Below are 17,421 nucleotides of genomic sequence, written 5' to 3' on the forward strand. Positions count from 1 at the left end.
AAGCCCCTTCTTGGCTAATAAACATGCGAATTATTCTATAAAAGATAGAGTAACTCCAAAAAATGCGCGTTACTTTAAATCAATAAACCAGTTAATTCTATTAGTTAACAAGTTTTTACCTAAAATATTCTCTTGTAAACCGATCAAAACCTAGTGGTTTAATTTTATATCGAAATAAACTATACGACAAAAAAATCGTTGAACATTTATCACATATAAGAATCATTCTCATAAATAGCCATGCTGAAAGGTGTCAGCTTGCTAATTTTGTGATATATATCACGTTAATTAATTAGAAAGATGGTAAGCTGTTATCATTCGAAAAAAGAGGGTTACTTCGAAAATATATTTACCTTTATTATTGTTTTTTTTAAGTTTTTTAAGTTTTTTAAGCAAATTATGCCCTCTAATAATTATTACTGAAATAAGCACATTATCATCTATCTAGGCTATTCTTATTACATGTGATGAAAACGGCTAATTTGCTTAAAAAATTTAACATTTTATCAGGAGTCTCTTTATGTCTGTAACTAACGTTACTGAACTCAATGATTTGGTTGCTCGTGTAAAAAAAGCTCAACGTGAATTTGCTAACTTCTCTCAAGAACAAGTTGATGCTATTTTCCGTGCAGCTGCATTAGCTGCCGCTGATGCCCGTATTCCCCTTGCAAAATTGGCTGTTAAAGAGTCTGGTATGGGTATCGTTGAAGATAAAGTGATTAAAAACCACTTTGCTTCTGAGTATATCTACAATGCGTATAAAGACGAAAAAACCTGCGGGATCTTATCTGAAGATCTGACTTACGGCACAATAACCATCGCTGAACCTATTGGGATCATCTGTGGTATCGTACCAACAACTAACCCAACTTCTACTGCGATTTTTAAAGCATTAATTAGCTTAAAAACACGTAATGGTATTATCTTCTCTCCACACCCTCGTGCAAAAGAAGCGACAAACCGTGCTGCTGAAATCGTCTTAAATGCGGCTATCGCAGCAGGCGCACCAAAAGATATTATCGGTTGGATTGATGAGCCTTCAGTCGCTCTATCTAACGCATTAATGCACCATGATGATATTAACCTGATCTTAGCGACAGGTGGTCCAGGCATGGTTAAAGCAGCGTATAGTTCTGGTAAACCAGCTATCGGTGTTGGCGCAGGTAATACGCCAGTTGTTATTGATGACTCTGCTGATATCAAACGTGCAGTGGCTTCAATCTTAATGTCGAAAACTTTCGATAACGGCGTAATTTGTGCGTCAGAGCAATCCGTTATCGTTGTTGACAGCATTTATAAACAAGTTCGTGAACGTTTCTCTACTCACGGCGGTTACATGCTGACAGGTAAAGAATTAAAAGCTGTTCAAGATATCATCTTAAAAGACGGTAACTTAAACGCAGCTATTGTGGGCCAACCTGCAACAAAAATTGCTGAAATGGCCGGCATTGAAGTACCCGTAAATACCAAAATTTTAATTGGTGAAGTAAAAGAAACAACCGAAGCTGAGCCGTTTGCTCACGAGAAATTATCTCCACTATTAGCAATGTATCATGCTCAATCATTTGAAGATGCAGTACTAAAAGCTGAAAAATTAGTTGAGATGGGTGGTATCGGTCATACTTCATGCTTATATACAGACCAAGATAACTGCCCTGAACATGTTGCCTACTTCGGCGACAAGATGAAAACATCTCGTATTTTAATCAATACTCCAGCATCTCAAGGTGGTATTGGTGACTTATACAACTTTAAACTTGCTCCTTCTCTAACATTAGGTTGTGGTTCATGGGGTGGTAACTCCATTTCTGAAAACGTAGGGCCAAAACACCTTATCAACACTAAAACCGTGGCGAAAAGAGCAGAAAATATGTTGTGGCATAAACTTCCTAAATCTATTTACTTCCGCCGTGGTTGTTTACCTATCGCACTGGAAGAGATTGCGACTGATGGTAAAAAACGTGCCTTTATCGTGACCGATGGTTTCTTATTCAACAATGGTTATGTTGATGAAGTCACTCGTGTACTGAAAAAATTTGGTGTTGAAACAGAAGTTTTCTTTGAAGTTGAAGCAGATCCAACATTAAGCGTTGTGCGTAAAGGCGCGGAACAGATGAACAGCTTTAAACCTGATGTGATCATCGCATTAGGTGGTGGTTCACCAATGGATGCTGCAAAAATCATGTGGGTTATGTATGAGCATCCAGAAACTCACTTCGAAGAATTAGCATTACGCTTTATGGATATCCGTAAACGTATTTACAAATTCCCGAAAATGGGTGTGAAAGCACAGATGGTTGCTATCACAACAACATCAGGTACTGGTTCTGAAGTAACACCATTTGCAGTAGTAACTGATGATGAAACAGGTCAGAAATACCCATTAGCAGACTATGCATTAACACCAGATATGGCTATCGTTGATGCAAACCTTGTTATGAATATGCCTAAATCTCTGTGTGCATTTGGTGGTTTAGATGCTGTAACTCACGCATTAGAAGCTTACGTTTCTGTATTAGCAAACGAATATTCTGATGGACAAGCACTGCAAGCATTAAAATTACTGAAAGAATATCTGCCTGCAAGTTATCATGAAGGTGCTAAAAACCCTGTTGCTCGTGAGCGTGTTCATAACGCAGCAACTATTGCAGGTATCGCTTTTGCTAACGCATTCTTGGGTGTTTGTCACTCAATGGCGCATAAATTAGGCTCTGAGTTCCATATTCCTCACGGTTTAGCTAATGCGTTATTAATTTCAAACGTTATTCGTTATAACGCTAATGACAACCCAACCAAACAAACTGCATTTAGCCAATACGACCGCCCTCAAGCACGCCGTCGTTATGCAGAAATTGCCGACCATTTAGAACTTTCAGCACCGGGTGACCGTACTGCTGCTAAAATTGAGAAATTATTAGCTTGGTTAGAAGAAATGAAATCTTCCTTAGGAATTCCATCCTCTATTCGTGAAGCTGGCGTTCAAGAAAGTGATTTCTTAGCAAGAGTTGATAAATTATCTGAAGATGCGTTTGACGATCAGTGTACTGGTGCTAACCCACGTTACCCACTGATCTCTGAATTAAAACAACTGTTATTAGATTCTTACTACGGTCGTGAATTTAATGAACACCCCGTTGTTGAAGTGAAAGAAGAGACAAAACCTGCTAAAAAAAGCAGTAAAAAATAATCGAAACACGCTGTGTTAGTATGATCCTCAATATTTCGGTTATTTGTTCTTAAATAAACACCCAGTCTTATGGCTGGGTGTTTTTTATGGTTTCTTACTTATCTATATTATTCTATATACACTTTGCTACTGATTTTTAAGATTGAGAAGTTAGTCGCAATAAGTCATTATTTAGTCATAAACTATAAGTACTTACACTTAGTTAGTGGGTTTTATTTTTACTATAAAAACAGTGCCTTTCTTTATATGTTTATAATTGGCTCTAAAAAAGGCGCTGAGCAACTTATCTCTTAAGTAGCATCATTGCATTACCACATTATAGAAAATGCCTTACGAGTGATTACAGAGTGCATCAAACTCTCCTCCTCTTTCATTAGTTAGTATAATTATTTCACTCTTACCTTATTTACCTCATAAAATGACTATAACGAAATGTTATTTGAAACAAACGTGTTCACGTTACGATTTGCAATCGTACTTTTATTCTTATCTGATAAAAAATAAATAGACTTAATCATATTGATTATTAATTAGTGCTCAAAATATAGAAATATAAATATTTTATATCTCTAGTTATCTTGGTTTTATAAGAAACATAGTTTCAATAAAATATTATCAAAATGAGGTTTGTTAGTTTGAGTCAGCTAAAGTAATAACGTAATAAAGGTCGCTATTTGTACATTCTACTTGAAAATTACTCCTTTAGGAGTATGAAAGAAGCCTGTTTATCCGTATTAACAGGCATCAAGTGAAGTATTTTATTTATTCAATAACAACTTAAGCACCCTATAATCGGCATCTATAAAACTCGATATAAATGTTTCATTATACCAACCATAGATAAAGGAAATATTTTTTAGTATTTTATGACTATCTTTATTCAATTTTATTAAACTATGAACAATATAAATGCATCAAATGTCTTTCTCTCTTATCATTTGTAAAAAACAATATCGACATCACAAAACAAACACCTTACGTATATTTGATTATGTCTTTTTTGATTAATGATAATGAAATCGATGAAATAAATAAATTTTCCCATAAAAAAATAACATATCTTCACAGAGGAAAATCAACCCCACCGCAATTTGATATAAAAAAAGCCAATTAATTGGCTAAAATTTAAAAATATATAAACATTTTTTAGTATTACGTAATATAACATTTTATTTGAATTCTTATTTCATCCCCCTCTTTCACCCTTGAAAATTAGTAAAAGAGGGAAAATGAAAAGGTTACTCTTGTTCAATACACCCTTTTAGCGTTGCCTGCGTATAATGCTTACGGCAGACTGAAACATATTTTTCATTTCCACCAATTTCAACTTGAGCACCATCACTTAGTACATTTCCTTTATCATCTAAGCGTAATACTTTATTCGCCTTTCTACCGCAGTAACATACTGTTTTAAGTTCTACGAGCTTATCAGCCCATGCTAATAAATAAGCACTACCAGTAAATAACTCACCTCTAAAATCCGTTCTTAGCCCATATGTAAGAACGGGAATATCATAGGTATCCGTTATTTCACAAAGTTGTTCGACATGTGCCTTACTTAAAAATTGGCACTCATCAATCAATACACAGTGAATAGGCTGTTTGTTATGCTCAGCAACAATAACATCACGAATATTCATATCATCACTAAAGAGTAATGCATCCGCACTTAGTCCTATTCTTGAGCTAATCTTTCCCTTTGCAAAGCGTGTATCAATAGCCGCGGTGAAAATCAATGTGCGCATTCCTCGTTCATTATAGTTATATGAGGATTGCAATAAAGATGTTGATTTTCCAGCATTCATGGCTGAATAATAAAAGTAAAGCTGAGCCATCAGCTCTCTCCTTAAATAGTGTTTATTTTCACGAGCGACAGTCTAACATAAACAATCTACAAGTTATCCATAACAAGTATTTATTACCTTTATTTCTATTCTAGATATACCATCGAAAGATGAAGTTCGTTGTTAATGCTAATTTTTGCTTAAAAAATAAATAGCTTTAATAAGTACTTAACATATTTAAACACACCTTGATATACCTTTATTAAAGTATGAAAGTTAGTCCGATTCCATTTTTAGAAAAAAGTCCGTTATTATAAAAAAATGAACAAAGCTTTCTATTCTTTAGCATTAGGGCTATCATCAGTTAAAAGATGCATTTCCTTACTAATATTTCCTTTATTGACTAAAGATACCTCTACTTTTATTATTTTTTTCGTTGAGAAATTAGTTTAAAAAAAAGAAATTTTACGTAAGGTTTGTATTTAGGTATTGCAGAAATTTAAATAGCAATCTATTATTAGTATTACATCAGCCAACAACATTTATTTGAGACCAGGAAAATGAGCGAATCTTTAAAAATATTAAATAACATCCGTACTCTCCGCGCACAAGCAAGAGAAACTTCTTTAGAAACTTTAGAAGAAATGCTGGAGAAACTCGAAGTTGTCGTTAATGAGCGTCGTGAAGAATTCTCATTAGAAAAAGCAGCTGAAGAAGAACGTATTCAGAAATTACAAAAATACCGTGAAATGTTAGAAGAAGCCGGTATTGATCCAACAGACTTACTTGAAGCAAGTGCTGTTAATAAAACTGGCCGTGCTAAACGCGCAGCTCGCCCAGCTAAATACTCTTACGTTGATGAAAATGGTGAAACTAAAACTTGGACAGGCCAAGGTCGTACACCAGCTGTAATCAAACGTGCTATTGATGAAGAAGGCAAATCATTAGACGATTTCCTGCTGTAATTTAAGTCAATACTCTATTTGAAATACCCTTTTAATTATTTAAAAGGGTATTTTCTTGTTTACCTCATTTAATTAAACAAGCGTTTAATTTTAATATGTGCTGATGTTGTTTGTATTAGATGTCGGTAAGCAAAAATAAAAAATGTAATAACTGCGTTATTTATTTTTATTTATAATGAAAAAGGAGCTTTTATAGCTCCTTTTTTCTTTGATTTAATTAAACTAATACTATTAATTTTTATAATAACTTAAATACCAATCAACAAACTGTTTTACGCCATACTCTACTGCTGTATTCGGCGAAAAACCTATTGTCTCAGACAAATCTTGGCAATCAGCACAAGTAGAAAGAACATCACCGTCTTGCATTGGCATTAAATTCAATTTAGCTTTAATATTGAGTGACTTTTCTATCGCTTCAATAAATGCCATCAATTTAGTAGGTTGCCCATTCCCCACATTATAGATTTTATAAGGTGCAGAACTTGAAGATGTTTCACCTTTCTCTACTGTCCAGTTTTTATCTGCTTCTGGTACAACATTAACTAATCGAACCACTGATCCCACAATATCATCAACATAAGTGAAATCACGCGTCATATTTCCACCGTTATAAACATCAATAGGTTCACCCGCTAACATAGCTTTAGTGAACTTAAATAATGCCATATCCGGGCGGCCCCAAGGGCCATACACCGTGAAGAAACGTAATCCCGTTGTTGGTAATTGATATAGATGTGAATAGCTATGAGACATTAACTCATTAGCTTTCTTTGTTGCTGCATATAATGAAACCGGATGATCAACACTATCTTCTGTAGAGAAAGGCTGCTTCTGATTTAAACCGTAAACAGAGCTTGAAGATGAGTAGATAAGATGTCCAACTTTATTATGGCGACACCCTTCTAATATATTAATATGACCAACGATATTGGCATCAATATATGCCATTGGATTTTCAATCGAGTAGCGAACACCAGGTTGAGCCGCTAAATGAATAACTCGGTCAAATTGATGTGATGCAAATAATTGAGCTACTTTTGCTGAGTCAACAATATCAAGTTTCTCAAAATGGAAATTTTCTAGCTGTTGTAATTTAGCTAATCGAGCTTCTTTTAAGCGCACATCATAATAATCATTCAAGTTATCTATTCCGACAACATGATAACCCATTTCGATTAAACGCTGACTCATATGATAACCAATAAAACCCGCAGCACCTGTTACTAATATTTTCATATTATTACTCAAATAACCCAATAATTTATTTTTTATGTCAACGCTATCATGCTTAATATCACCTTGATTAAACATCATAACGCTTAACATCGTTATACATATCAGAAATCAACATGGCTCAATACTAAATGTATTGAGCCATACCCTAATCTCTTACAACCGCTTTATCTAGCTTTTCCCATAAAATACGCAACATGCATTTACGGGAATTATACAATGAGATTAACCATATAAATGATTATTAATAAACTTTATATCACTGTACCTTTAATGATTTTAGCCATTGTGCAAAATCTTCGCCAAACTCTTCGTGCTGTATTCCGTACTCTACGAAGGCTTTCATATATCCTAGTTTATTACCACAATCGTGGCTTTTTCCTTGTAGGTGATAAGCTTCAACAGCTTCTTTTTCAATCAGCATTGCGATCGCATCAGTTAACTGAATTTCATCTCCGGCACCTGGTGCAGTTTTCGCTAATAGCGGCCAAATACTTTCAGATAACACATAACGCCCAACGATAGATAAATTCGAAGGTGCTTCTTCTTTCTTAGGCTTTTCAACAACACGAGTAATTGGTTTGCTATCACCCGGAGATAAATTTTCGCCCATGCAATCAACAATACCATAATTCGAGACTTCATCTTCAGGAACAGGTTCAACAAGAATTTGACTTGCACCTGAACGTTCAAAGTGAGAAAGCATCTCTCTTAAGTTAACTTTTGTTAAATCCGCACTGTATCTATCTAAAATAACATCAGGCAGGATAACAGCGAAAGGTTCATCACCAATTAGTGGCTTAGCACATAAAATGGCATGGCCTAATCCTTTTGCTATTCCCTGACGAGTTTGCATAATAGTGACATGGCTTGGACAAATGCTTTGTACTTCTTCTAATAACTGACGTTTAACTCGCTTTTCTAAAATCGCTTCTAATTCAAAACTCGTATCAAAATGGTTTTCAATTGAATTTTTAGATGAATGTGTAACAAGTACAATTTCATTAATACCTGCTGCAATACATTCATTCACTACATATTGAATAAGAGGCTTATCAACCACTGGCAACATCTCTTTTGGAATTGCCTTGGTTGCAGGTAGCATTCTTGTTCCTAATCCAGCAACAGGGATCACCGCTTTTCTAACTTTACGCACTGCTGATGACATTCTACTTCTCCTGCAATTCGTACCGTTCTACTTTCAAATATGAATGGGTACAATTAAAAATAATCGCCAGAGTATACCAGCTAATATCTAAGGATAAACAGAGCCCTACCCGTTAATTGAGATAGTTCTTCATTTATGTTTAATATATGCACGATATTCTGTTTTTATTTAATCTAAATTTAACTTTTATAGATAGGGGAAAACATTAATTTAATCTGATTTGTGTTATCCCAAATTTTACATTGCCAATTTGTTCCCTCGCATTTTACTTGATTAATATATAAAAGTTGCAATGAGCCTAAAGGGATCCCACTATTTAATTCAAATTTTTTACTTTCTGTTTTTATTTCAGCTTTTAAACCTGCTGATGCTAATAGTATATTTTTTTTCTGAGTATGATAATAACCGAGTATAATAGGAAATTGTCCTTTCACCCCAATCTCATTAAGCATTTTGTTTAGCTTATTCAACATATTATACATACTTGGCAAAGATCGCACTTTTTCTGATGATTTTAATACATCATTAAAAACAACCCGTAAGAGTAAAGCGACCAAAAGCCCATTTTCATCATCTCTCGATATATCGACACAATAGAAAATAATTTGATCTTCTGATAAAGCCGCAATATCAAATAATAGCCCCATTTTAGCGATATCATTTAATTGACGATAATTAACACAATATCCCGCAACAACTTGCTTAACCTGAGGTTGCATCTGTTTTATGAACGACTGAATATAATGGGTATCTTTTCGTAAGCTATTCCAAAGTGGCTCTAGATGTATGCCTTCTATTAATACTGATTCAAAAAAGCCAGGACATAATACTTCAATGACTTTTTGTTTTAATTTATCAAGATGTGTTATTGGCTTAAGAAAAATCTCTTGTGCCCCTAAACGCAACATATCATCTATTTCAGCCATATTATCTGTACATGAAATAGCAATAACAGGAATAGCCAGTTTTCGTTGTTCAAGATGGCACAAAAAAGTGGGTCCATTCATTACCGGCATACGGATATCACATAAAATAAGATCAGGGAGCAATCCTCCCTCTAATAAAGATAATGCTTGGCTACCATTATCTGTTGTATAGACACAAGCCTTCTCATGTGAGAAATATTCCGTCAACATTGTGCGAAAAACGACCTCATCATCAATTATTAAGATTTTTTTACCCACTAAGGCTTTGTTCATCGGTGACTCCGGTAACTATCGTTTCACATGCTGATTAATTAGCGTTACATTATTAGTTTAGTTCAACATTGACGTTAATTATTCCCAATCGTTACTTTTTTCAATCTATGGGAAATCGTCATACTGATAACGTGAGTTAGGACATTATTTTGTCGAATTTATGCCCCTGTAATAGCCAATTATTCTACTCTGATTGCTGTGAGCCTTACCATTTAGGTCAAAAAAACGCCCCTACAGCAGAAGCATTAATGCGTTCGCGTTATAGTGCGTTCGTTAAACATAATGCTAATTACTTAATAAAGACGTGGCATCCTTCTTGTCGTGTTGCATCCCTACATGATGAATTAGTTTCGGGCTTTCCAAATACACAATGGCTTGGACTCAATGTTATCTCATCGCAAGCTAGCACAAATAAAAATGAGGCATATGTTGAATTCTCGGCTTGCTTTATTGAAAGAAATGCCGATGATAAACAGTACTTACATGAACGCTCTCGTTTTCTAAAAATAGATGGCTGTTGGTTTTATATTGACGGTGTGAAACCGAAAGTGGGACGAAACGATCCCTGCCTTTGTGGCTCAGGACGTAAATACAAAAAATGTTGTGAAAATAACATCAAATAACTGCAAACACAGAAGTAAAAGAAAGGATTTATCCATACATGCAACACCAAAATACTCAAAAAAAAATACTGCGCACTATTTGCCCTGATGCAAAAGGACTTATCGCAAAAATCACGAATATTTGCTACAAACATCAATTAAATATTGTTCAAAATAGTGAATTTGTTGATCATCGTACAGGTCGTTTTTTTATGCGCACTGAACTGGAAGGTATCTTTAATGATGAAACCTTTCTTGCGGATTTAGATGATGCTTTACCACAAGGCTCAAAACGCGAATTAAATACCGCAGGCCGTCGTCGCATTGTCATTATGGTGACAAAAGAAGCACACTGCTTGGGTGACTTATTAATGAAAAGTGCATTTGGTGATTTGGATGTTGAAATTGCCGCCGTCATTGGTAATCACGACACGTTAAAACATTTAGTAGAACAATTTGGTATTCCTTTCCATCTTGTTAGCCATGAAGGCTTAACTCGTGATCAACATGATGAAAAATTAATTGCACAAATTAATCAATACAAACCTGATTATGTTGTGCTCGCAAAATATATGCGTGTATTAACACCTGCATTTGTACAAAATTTCCCAAATCAAATTATCAATATCCACCACTCTTTCTTACCTGCCTTTATTGGTGCACGACCTTACCATCAGGCTTATGAGCGCGGTGTTAAAATTATTGGTGCAACAGCACACTACGTAAATGATAATTTAGATGAAGGCCCAATCATCACTCAAAACGTGATTAATGTTGACCATACGTTTTCTGCAGAAGATATGATGAGAGCGGGCCGAGATGTTGAAAAGAATGTCCTTAGCCATGCTTTATATTGGGTACTTTCACAACGAGTTTTCGTTTACGGTAACAGAACCATCATTTTATAAGTTTTCTGTCACTAATAACGTACACATTACGGCTATCTAAATGTAAACCGCGATATAAAGCATATCGCGGTTTATTTTTTATCCCTTATTAATATGGATCATATTGCTTAAAATCAATACGATAGCGCATAAAGCTTGAACGATACGCATATTTTTACAGCAGTCAGTCGATTTTTAGCAAAATAGCGCTTTACAGATCTCAGGTATTTGGTATTATTGCGCCCGCTGTCACGGACAGCAAAACAATTTAATGTTGGTGGGATACCCAAGCGGCCAAAGGGAGCAGACTGTAAATCTGCCGTCACAGACTTCGAAGGTTCGAATCCTTCTCCCACCACCATCTCCTCTTAGCTTTACTCTCTAAAAATTCTTTTTATTCCATTTTATCAATTAAATCCAAAAATCGATTCAATACACTTGAATGATACTTAGATTTATAAATATAACAGCTATACCGTATTTCAGGTTGCGTTAATGGTATAAAACATAAGCCTGCTTCGTATTCATTTTTCAATGGGTTTTCATCAGTTAATAAAAGAGAATGATGCGTTTGAATAAAACGTAAACAGCAATTAAGGTCATCCATTATTCTGACACACACGGCTTTTCCTCTATTCCCGATTTCACTCTCTAATTTTTTTATCTTAGCTGTCTTGTATAATGCCGGATCACATAACCAAATATTTTCACTTAACAGCCTATCAATATTATTATTCACACTATTCATAAGTATTTTTTGACAACAAACACCTAAGTATTTATTTTCTATTTTATGAAGAAGGCTAAATTTTTCACTAATAATTTTCTCCGAGCTTAATATTAATGTATTACCATCATAGTCGGGTATTTCTTCAAAGTTTTCTTTTGAAAATCGCATGATATTTATATGAGAATAATTTTTATTTGCCGCCTGATAGAACTGAGTTAAATACTGGCTTTTTCCCCAATCATAATAAATATGAATGCTATTGTTTATGATCCCCGAGATATGTTTTTTAGTTATCTCTTTCTCCTGAAGATAAAGCGATTTCAAATCATTATAAAGCTCAAGTCCTTCTTGGGTTAAACTCATACCGAACTTCTCTCGCTTGAATAAACGCTTTCCTAACACGGCTTCAAAGTCTTTGATAGATTTGGCGACGGGAGGTGTCGTGCGATTCATCACGCGTGCAGCTTTACTTAACGAGCCATTTTCGACTACAGCCATAAAGGCTTCTAACTTACGAGAAAAAAACATAATTCACCATTCCTTTGCTGTGTAGAATAAAATAATTTCATCAATTCATTTAATGTAAATAAAATAATGATTAATTAATTTAAAATTTAAATTTATATAAAAGCAGTTTTATATAAATATTCCTTTACCTCCTTTTAATGAATACAATTTATAACTACAATATTATTTTTATTATGTCATCATTCTTCACATATAAAGAATAATAATACTTATATTCTTCTATCAAAGATTAGTTTATGTTTCTAGTTTGCTTAATTAATATTTTTTGTTATGCAATTAATTATTTTTATTAAATTAGCACACTCTATTTAATGACTTTTATTTTTATCTATTTTTATCTTTCTCTTGATAAGCCGTGCCATCATTTCAGTGATTTGCTTACATTCATTTTATGATCCTGCTAATATAAGACATCCTATTATTCAATATATAAATGGTTACAGTCACATGAAATTTGTCTCTTTCAACATTAATGGTTTACGCGCTCGTCCTCACCAGCTTGAAGCAATCATAGAAAAGCATCAGCCGGATGTTATTGGACTTCAAGAAACGAAAGTTCATGATGATATGTTTCCATTAGATACAGTGGGCACTTTGGGGTATCACGTTTTCTATCATGGTCAAAAAGGGCATTATGGCGTTGCCTTACTCACAAAAGAGAAGCCAGTTGCAGTGCGTAAAGGCTTTCCGGGTGATGATGACGATGCTCAGCGCCGAATGATCATGGCTGATATAGAAACACCAGCGGGTTTATTAACAGTCATGAACGGCTATTTTCCTCAAGGTGAAAGCCGTGATCATGAGACTAAATTCCCAGCAAAAGAAAAGTTTTATGCTGATCTGCAAAATTACCTAACCACCAGCTTAAAACCAACCTCTCCAGTGCTTATTATGGGTGATTTAAATATTAGCCCAACAGATAAAGACATTGGTATTGGCGAAAATAATATGAAGCGCTGGTTAAAAACAGGCAAATGTTCCTTCCTACCAGAAGAGCGGGAATGGCTGGCAACATTAATGGGTTGGGGATTAACAGATACATTCCGCCAACAACATCCTGAAGCTGATGATAAATTCTCGTGGTTTGATTATCGTTCTAAAGGATTCGATGATAACCGAGGATTACGTATTGACTTACTTCTAGCAAGTCGCTACTTAGCGGATAATTGTATTTCAACAGGAATTGATTATGAGATCCGAGGAATGGAAAAACCCTCTGATCACGCACCAGTTTGGGCTGAATTTAAAATCTAATTAAATTTTAATTCAATAAAAGCACTTCCCTGAGATAACGCAGGAAGTGCTTTTATTTGTGCTTAATTATCCGTTGTTGCTACTTTATTCTGCGCTTTATTTTTTGTAGCGCCTGCTTTGTTACTTCCTTTAGTTGCTGCCTTACGCTTTTTATTATGCGCCTGTGCGGGAAGATTTCTGAAAGCTTGAATATTCGGGCGACGTTTCGCTTGAGTAATCAACTCTATCAAGGTGTTATTTAATGGCATCATAAAATCTTGATATTTAAATTGCTTCTCACTAATTTGCGTGAGTATCGATTCCCAATGTGCCGTCATATCCGGTAAAGTTGCCATATCTGGCAATACATGAATTAATGCTCTACCTGCTGGAGTTGAGTTAATGGCTCGTCCTTTCTTTTGCAAAAAACCTCGCTTAAATAACAGCTCAATAATTCCCGCCCTTGTCGCTTCAGTACCTAATCCATCCGTCGCTCTTAGGATTTTCTTAAGTTCTTTATCTTGAACAAAGCGCGCAATTCCTGTCATAGCAGAAAGCAATGTCGCATCAGTAAAAGGTCTTGGTGGCTGCGTTTGCTTTTCAACAATCTCTCCCTTTTCACACAGCAACTCATCACCTTTCGCCACGACTGGCAATGCAGAGCCATCATTTTCGGCATCTTGCTCTTTAGCACCTAATAATATTCTCCAGCCTGCTTGCGCTAAAAAACGTGCTTTAGAGATAAATTTGCCATTCTCAATATCAAGTTCAATAACACATTTACGATAAACAGCATCAGGCATAAATTGCATTAGATATTGGCGAGCCACGAGATAATAAATATTCTTCTCATTTTCACTTAATGAGATATTACCCGTTTTTGCCGTTGGAATAATTGCATGGTGGGCATCAACTTTTTTGTCATCCCAGCAACGATTCTTTTTATCAATATCTAAGGTATCTTGCGGTAATAGGCTTGCATCATGTGCGCTAATCGCATTAATAACGGCATGGCGACCAGCAAAATGCTCATCAGGCAAATAACGACTGTCAGAACGCGGATAAGTGATTAATTTATGCGTTTCATATAGCCTTTGGCATGTGTCTAAGACTTGCTGTGCGCTTAAACCAAAGCGTTTTGCGGCTTCAATTTGTAATGCGGAAAGCGAAAAAGGAAGCGGTGCTATTTCAGATTCTTGCTTATCTTGATAATCCGTTACATTGGCAGGTTTATCTTTAATTCGCTCAACAACATGCTCTGCAAGCTTACGATTTAATAATCGCCCTTCTTCATCCTGCCAAGGTTCACAATGCTCGCTTGGCTGCCAAATCGCGGTAAAGCGTTCATCGGCAGGTGTTACAACATGCGCTTTAACTTCAAAGAAATCTTTAGGCACAAAATTTTCAATTTCTTCATCTCGACGAACCACTAAGCCTAATACTGGTGTTTGTACTCGCCCCACGGACAATACACCTTGATAGCCATTGCGTTGACCTAAAAGCGTATAGGCTCGAGTCATGTTAATACCATAAAGCCAGTCTGCTCTTGCTCGCGCCAAAGCCGATACACACAATGGTACAAACTCATGGTTATAACGTAGCTTATCAATAGCACGCGTTACTGCTGCTGGGTTTAAGTCATTAATTAAGCAACGACGCGCCTGTTTCTTTTGATCTTCGCTGATATTTAAATAGTTAAGCACTTCATCGACTAAAAGCTGACCTTCACGATCGGGGTCTCCCGCGTGGATCACTTCTTTTGCCTGCTTAAGTAGTGTTTTGATAGTTTCTAGCTGTTTTTTAACATCAGCTCGGGGCTTGAGTTGCCATTTTTCAGGAATAATAGGCAAATCATCTAACGACCAGCGGGCGTACCGCGGGTCGTATGCATCCGGCTCAGCTTGTTCAAGTAAGTGACCAACACACCACGTCACATACTGGTTATCACCACAAAGAATAAAGCCATCGCCCCTTTTATGAGGCTTTGGCAATACATCAGCAATAGCACGAGCAAGGCTGGGTTTTTCTGCAATAAATAATCTCATTACTTTAGTTAGTCACTTCAATCAACGCTTTTCCAGCTACTGGCGCGGTTAGCTCACCAATAGAAGTTAATTCGATATCAAAACGTGAGGCAACCTCTTTCACTTGTTCAACCGCTTCAGGCAATACTGCTAATAATAAGCCACCTGATGTTTGCGGATCACAAAGTAATTTACGTTGCATTTCAGTGATCTCACCAATTAAATGACCATAACTTTCAAAGTTACGCCCTGTCCCCCCCGGAACACAGCCTTGTTCAATATAAGACTCTACTTCTGGTAATCTTGGTACTTGAGAGAAATGAATAGTGGCTTGTACACCAGAGCCGTCACAAATCTCACTTAAATGCCCTAATAAACCGAATCCTGTAACGTCAGTCATTGCAGTGACACCTTCGATATCAGAAAAATCAGAACCAGCTTTATTCATACGGCACATAATTTCTGTCGCTAAACCTTGGTGCTCTGGTTTTAACAGACCTTTCTTCTCAGCGGTTGTTAATACACCAATCCCCAAAGGTTTAGTTAAAAAGAGTTGAGATCCTGCTTTAGCTTCACTGTTTTTCTTCACTTTGCTCACAGACACAACACCTGTTACTGCAAGGCCAAAAATAGGTTCTGGTGCATCAATTGAGTGACCACCAGCCAGTGAAATTCCTGCTTCTTGGCAAGCTGCTCGGCCACCCTCAATCACTTCACGCGCGATTTCAGGTGCAAGTTTATTAATAGGCCAACCTAAAATAGCAATCGCCATAATAGGTTTCCCCCCCATCGCAAAGATATCACTGATTGCATTTGTTGCAGCGATACGCCCAAAATCATAAGGGTTATCAACGATTGGCATAAAGAAATCAGTAGTACTAATAATACCTGTACCATTTCCTAAATCATAAACAGCTGCATCATCTTTAGTTTCATTACCTACAAGTAAATGAGGATCATGAAATTTAGCTTGTTCGCTATGTAAAATGGTTTCTAAAACTTTTGGTGATATCTTACAACCACAACCTGCACCATGACTGTACTGTGTTAAACGAATTGCTTCAGACATAACATGCCATCCTTTTTTAAAAATAAGTCACAAAATCAGTTAAGTCAGCAGGAGAAACCGTCATTGGCGCTTTCAGGGCTGGCGTGCCTAAATAAAGAAAACCAATAATCTGGTCGTGTTCACCACAGCCAAGTCCTTCTCTTACCACTGCATCATGAGTCCAAGAACCTGAACGCCAAATTCCCCCAAATCCTTGAGCAACCGCAGCCATTTGCATTGCTTGAACACTACAACCAGCAGCGACAACTTGCTCCCATTCAGGAACCTTTGGATGATCTTTCACTTTCGCAATAACAGTGATGATTAATGGGGCACGAAAAGGTGCATTTTTTGCTTTTTCTTCAACTTCTGGCCCTAAATTACCCACAACCGCGGCTTTATGCAGTAATTGGCTAAAACGCTCTATACCTTCATTTTGCATCACAATAAAATGCCAAGGTTTAAGTGCACCATGATCAGGCGCGCGCATACCGGCTTGTAAAATAGTATTGAGGGCTTCACTATCAGGGGCTGGAGTAGTCAGTCGGGAAGCTGAACGGCGGTTCAAAAGCAGTGTTAATGCATCCATTTTTATTCTCCTGTCAGCATTTTATTTTAGCAAGATCCCATTCTTATGGGGATGGACAGTTCTTATCAATTCGCAGTATAACAAACTGTTATATTACCACCATCCATAGATTTAGGCGGGAATTTTTCTAAAAATCCGCTGTGTGGTTATTTAATCGTAATTTATTGTTCATAAAATGATTAACCTTAGTTTACCTCAGTTAATTTATACTGGCCTTGGTTCTTATTTTCTTTTTAATTCG

At 36.2% G+C, this 17,421-nt stretch carries 13 protein-coding genes and 1 tRNA gene; 6 read left to right on the forward strand and 8 right to left on the reverse strand.

The annotated features are described in order from the left end of the window. Nucleotides 1–520 precede the first annotated feature (520 nt). On the forward strand, nt 521–3,187 hold the full coding sequence (gene adhE / locus NBG71_RS05285; RefSeq protein WP_075673957.1) for a bifunctional acetaldehyde-CoA/alcohol dehydrogenase: 2,667 nt from the start codon (nt 521–523) through the stop codon (nt 3,185–3,187). A gap of 1,238 nt (nt 3,188–4,425) precedes the next feature. Here the strand turns inward: adhE and NBG71_RS05290 are convergent. Continuing rightward, a complete protein-coding gene (locus tag NBG71_RS05290; protein WP_023581977.1) occupies nt 4,426–5,022 on the reverse strand; it encodes a thymidine kinase in 597 nt (198 codons plus the stop codon). Between the two features lie 509 nt (nt 5,023–5,531). Here NBG71_RS05290 and hns point away from each other — a divergent pair. After that, nucleotides 5,532–5,936 carry a histone-like nucleoid-structuring protein H-NS gene (hns, locus tag NBG71_RS05295; RefSeq protein WP_075673958.1) on the forward strand — a complete coding sequence of 135 codons (405 nt, stop codon included), beginning with the start codon at nt 5,532–5,534 and terminating at the stop codon, nt 5,934–5,936. A 231-nt stretch (nt 5,937–6,167) separates the two neighbouring features. On the opposite strand, the gene NBG71_RS05300 is transcribed toward hns, so the two are convergent. The 3 genes from NBG71_RS05300 to rssB form a co-directional block, all read right to left on the reverse strand. Next, the gene (locus NBG71_RS05300; RefSeq protein ID WP_075673963.1) at nt 6,168–7,175 is read right to left on the reverse strand and encodes an NAD-dependent epimerase; all 1,008 of its coding nucleotides are present in this window, start codon (nt 7,173–7,175) and stop codon (nt 6,168–6,170) included. A 256-nt stretch (nt 7,176–7,431) separates the two neighbouring features. Beyond that, the gene (gene galU, locus NBG71_RS05305; protein WP_075673959.1) at nt 7,432–8,340 is read right to left on the reverse strand and encodes a UTP--glucose-1-phosphate uridylyltransferase GalU; all 909 of its coding nucleotides are present in this window, start codon (nt 8,338–8,340) and stop codon (nt 7,432–7,434) included. A 179-nt stretch (nt 8,341–8,519) separates the two neighbouring features. Beyond that, nucleotides 8,520–9,539 carry a two-component system response regulator RssB gene (gene rssB, locus NBG71_RS05310; RefSeq protein WP_075673960.1) on the reverse strand — a complete coding sequence of 340 codons (1,020 nt, stop codon included), beginning with the start codon at nt 9,537–9,539 and terminating at the stop codon, nt 8,520–8,522. 149 nt (nt 9,540–9,688) lie between these two features. On the opposite strand from rssB, the gene NBG71_RS05315 reads away from it, so the two are divergent. The 3 genes from NBG71_RS05315 (at nt 9,689) to NBG71_RS05325 (ending at nt 11,389) form a co-directional block, all read left to right on the forward strand. Then, complete coding sequence (locus NBG71_RS05315) at nt 9,689–10,162, forward strand: YchJ family protein (protein WP_099660528.1); 474 nt, start codon at nt 9,689–9,691, stop codon at nt 10,160–10,162. A gap of 38 nt (nt 10,163–10,200) precedes the next feature. Further along, nucleotides 10,201–11,049: a formyltetrahydrofolate deformylase gene (gene purU / locus NBG71_RS05320; protein ID WP_069368973.1), complete on the forward strand. Its 849-nt coding sequence runs from the start codon at nt 10,201–10,203 to the stop codon at nt 11,047–11,049. Between the two features lie 255 nt (nt 11,050–11,304). Continuing rightward, nucleotides 11,305–11,389, forward strand: a tRNA-Tyr gene (locus tag NBG71_RS05325). A 33-nt stretch (nt 11,390–11,422) separates the two neighbouring features. On the opposite strand, the gene NBG71_RS05330 is transcribed toward NBG71_RS05325, so the two are convergent. Beyond that, entirely contained in the window at nt 11,423–12,286 is an 864-nt protein-coding gene (locus NBG71_RS05330; RefSeq protein WP_075673962.1) for a LysR family transcriptional regulator, read from the reverse strand. Between the two features lie 447 nt (nt 12,287–12,733). On the opposite strand from NBG71_RS05330, the gene xthA reads away from it, so the two are divergent. Further along, nucleotides 12,734–13,540 (forward strand): exodeoxyribonuclease III, encoded by an 807-nt coding sequence (gene xthA, locus NBG71_RS05335; protein WP_075674383.1) that lies wholly within the window; start codon nt 12,734–12,736, stop codon nt 13,538–13,540. Between the two features lie 62 nt (nt 13,541–13,602). On the opposite strand, the gene NBG71_RS05340 is transcribed toward xthA, so the two are convergent. Genes NBG71_RS05340 through NBG71_RS05350 form a run of 3 tightly spaced genes read right to left on the reverse strand, consistent with a single transcriptional unit; the run spans nt 13,603 to nt 17,180 of the window. Next, entirely contained in the window at nt 13,603–15,564 is a 1,962-nt protein-coding gene (locus NBG71_RS05340; protein ID WP_196563565.1) for a DNA topoisomerase III, read from the reverse strand. 4 nt (nt 15,565–15,568) lie between these two features. Continuing rightward, on the reverse strand, nt 15,569–16,612 hold the full coding sequence (gene selD, locus NBG71_RS05345) for a selenide, water dikinase SelD (protein ID WP_075673874.1): 1,044 nt from the start codon (nt 16,610–16,612) through the stop codon (nt 15,569–15,571). A gap of 16 nt (nt 16,613–16,628) precedes the next feature. Then, nucleotides 16,629–17,180 carry an NAD(P)H nitroreductase gene (locus NBG71_RS05350; RefSeq protein WP_075673875.1) on the reverse strand — a complete coding sequence of 184 codons (552 nt, stop codon included), beginning with the start codon at nt 17,178–17,180 and terminating at the stop codon, nt 16,629–16,631. Between the last annotated feature and the right edge of the window lie 241 nt (nt 17,181–17,421).

Source organism: Proteus sp. FZP2095 (assembly GCF_023701425.1).
In the GTDB taxonomy this organism is placed as follows: domain Bacteria; phylum Pseudomonadota; class Gammaproteobacteria; order Enterobacterales; family Enterobacteriaceae; genus Proteus; species Proteus cibarius.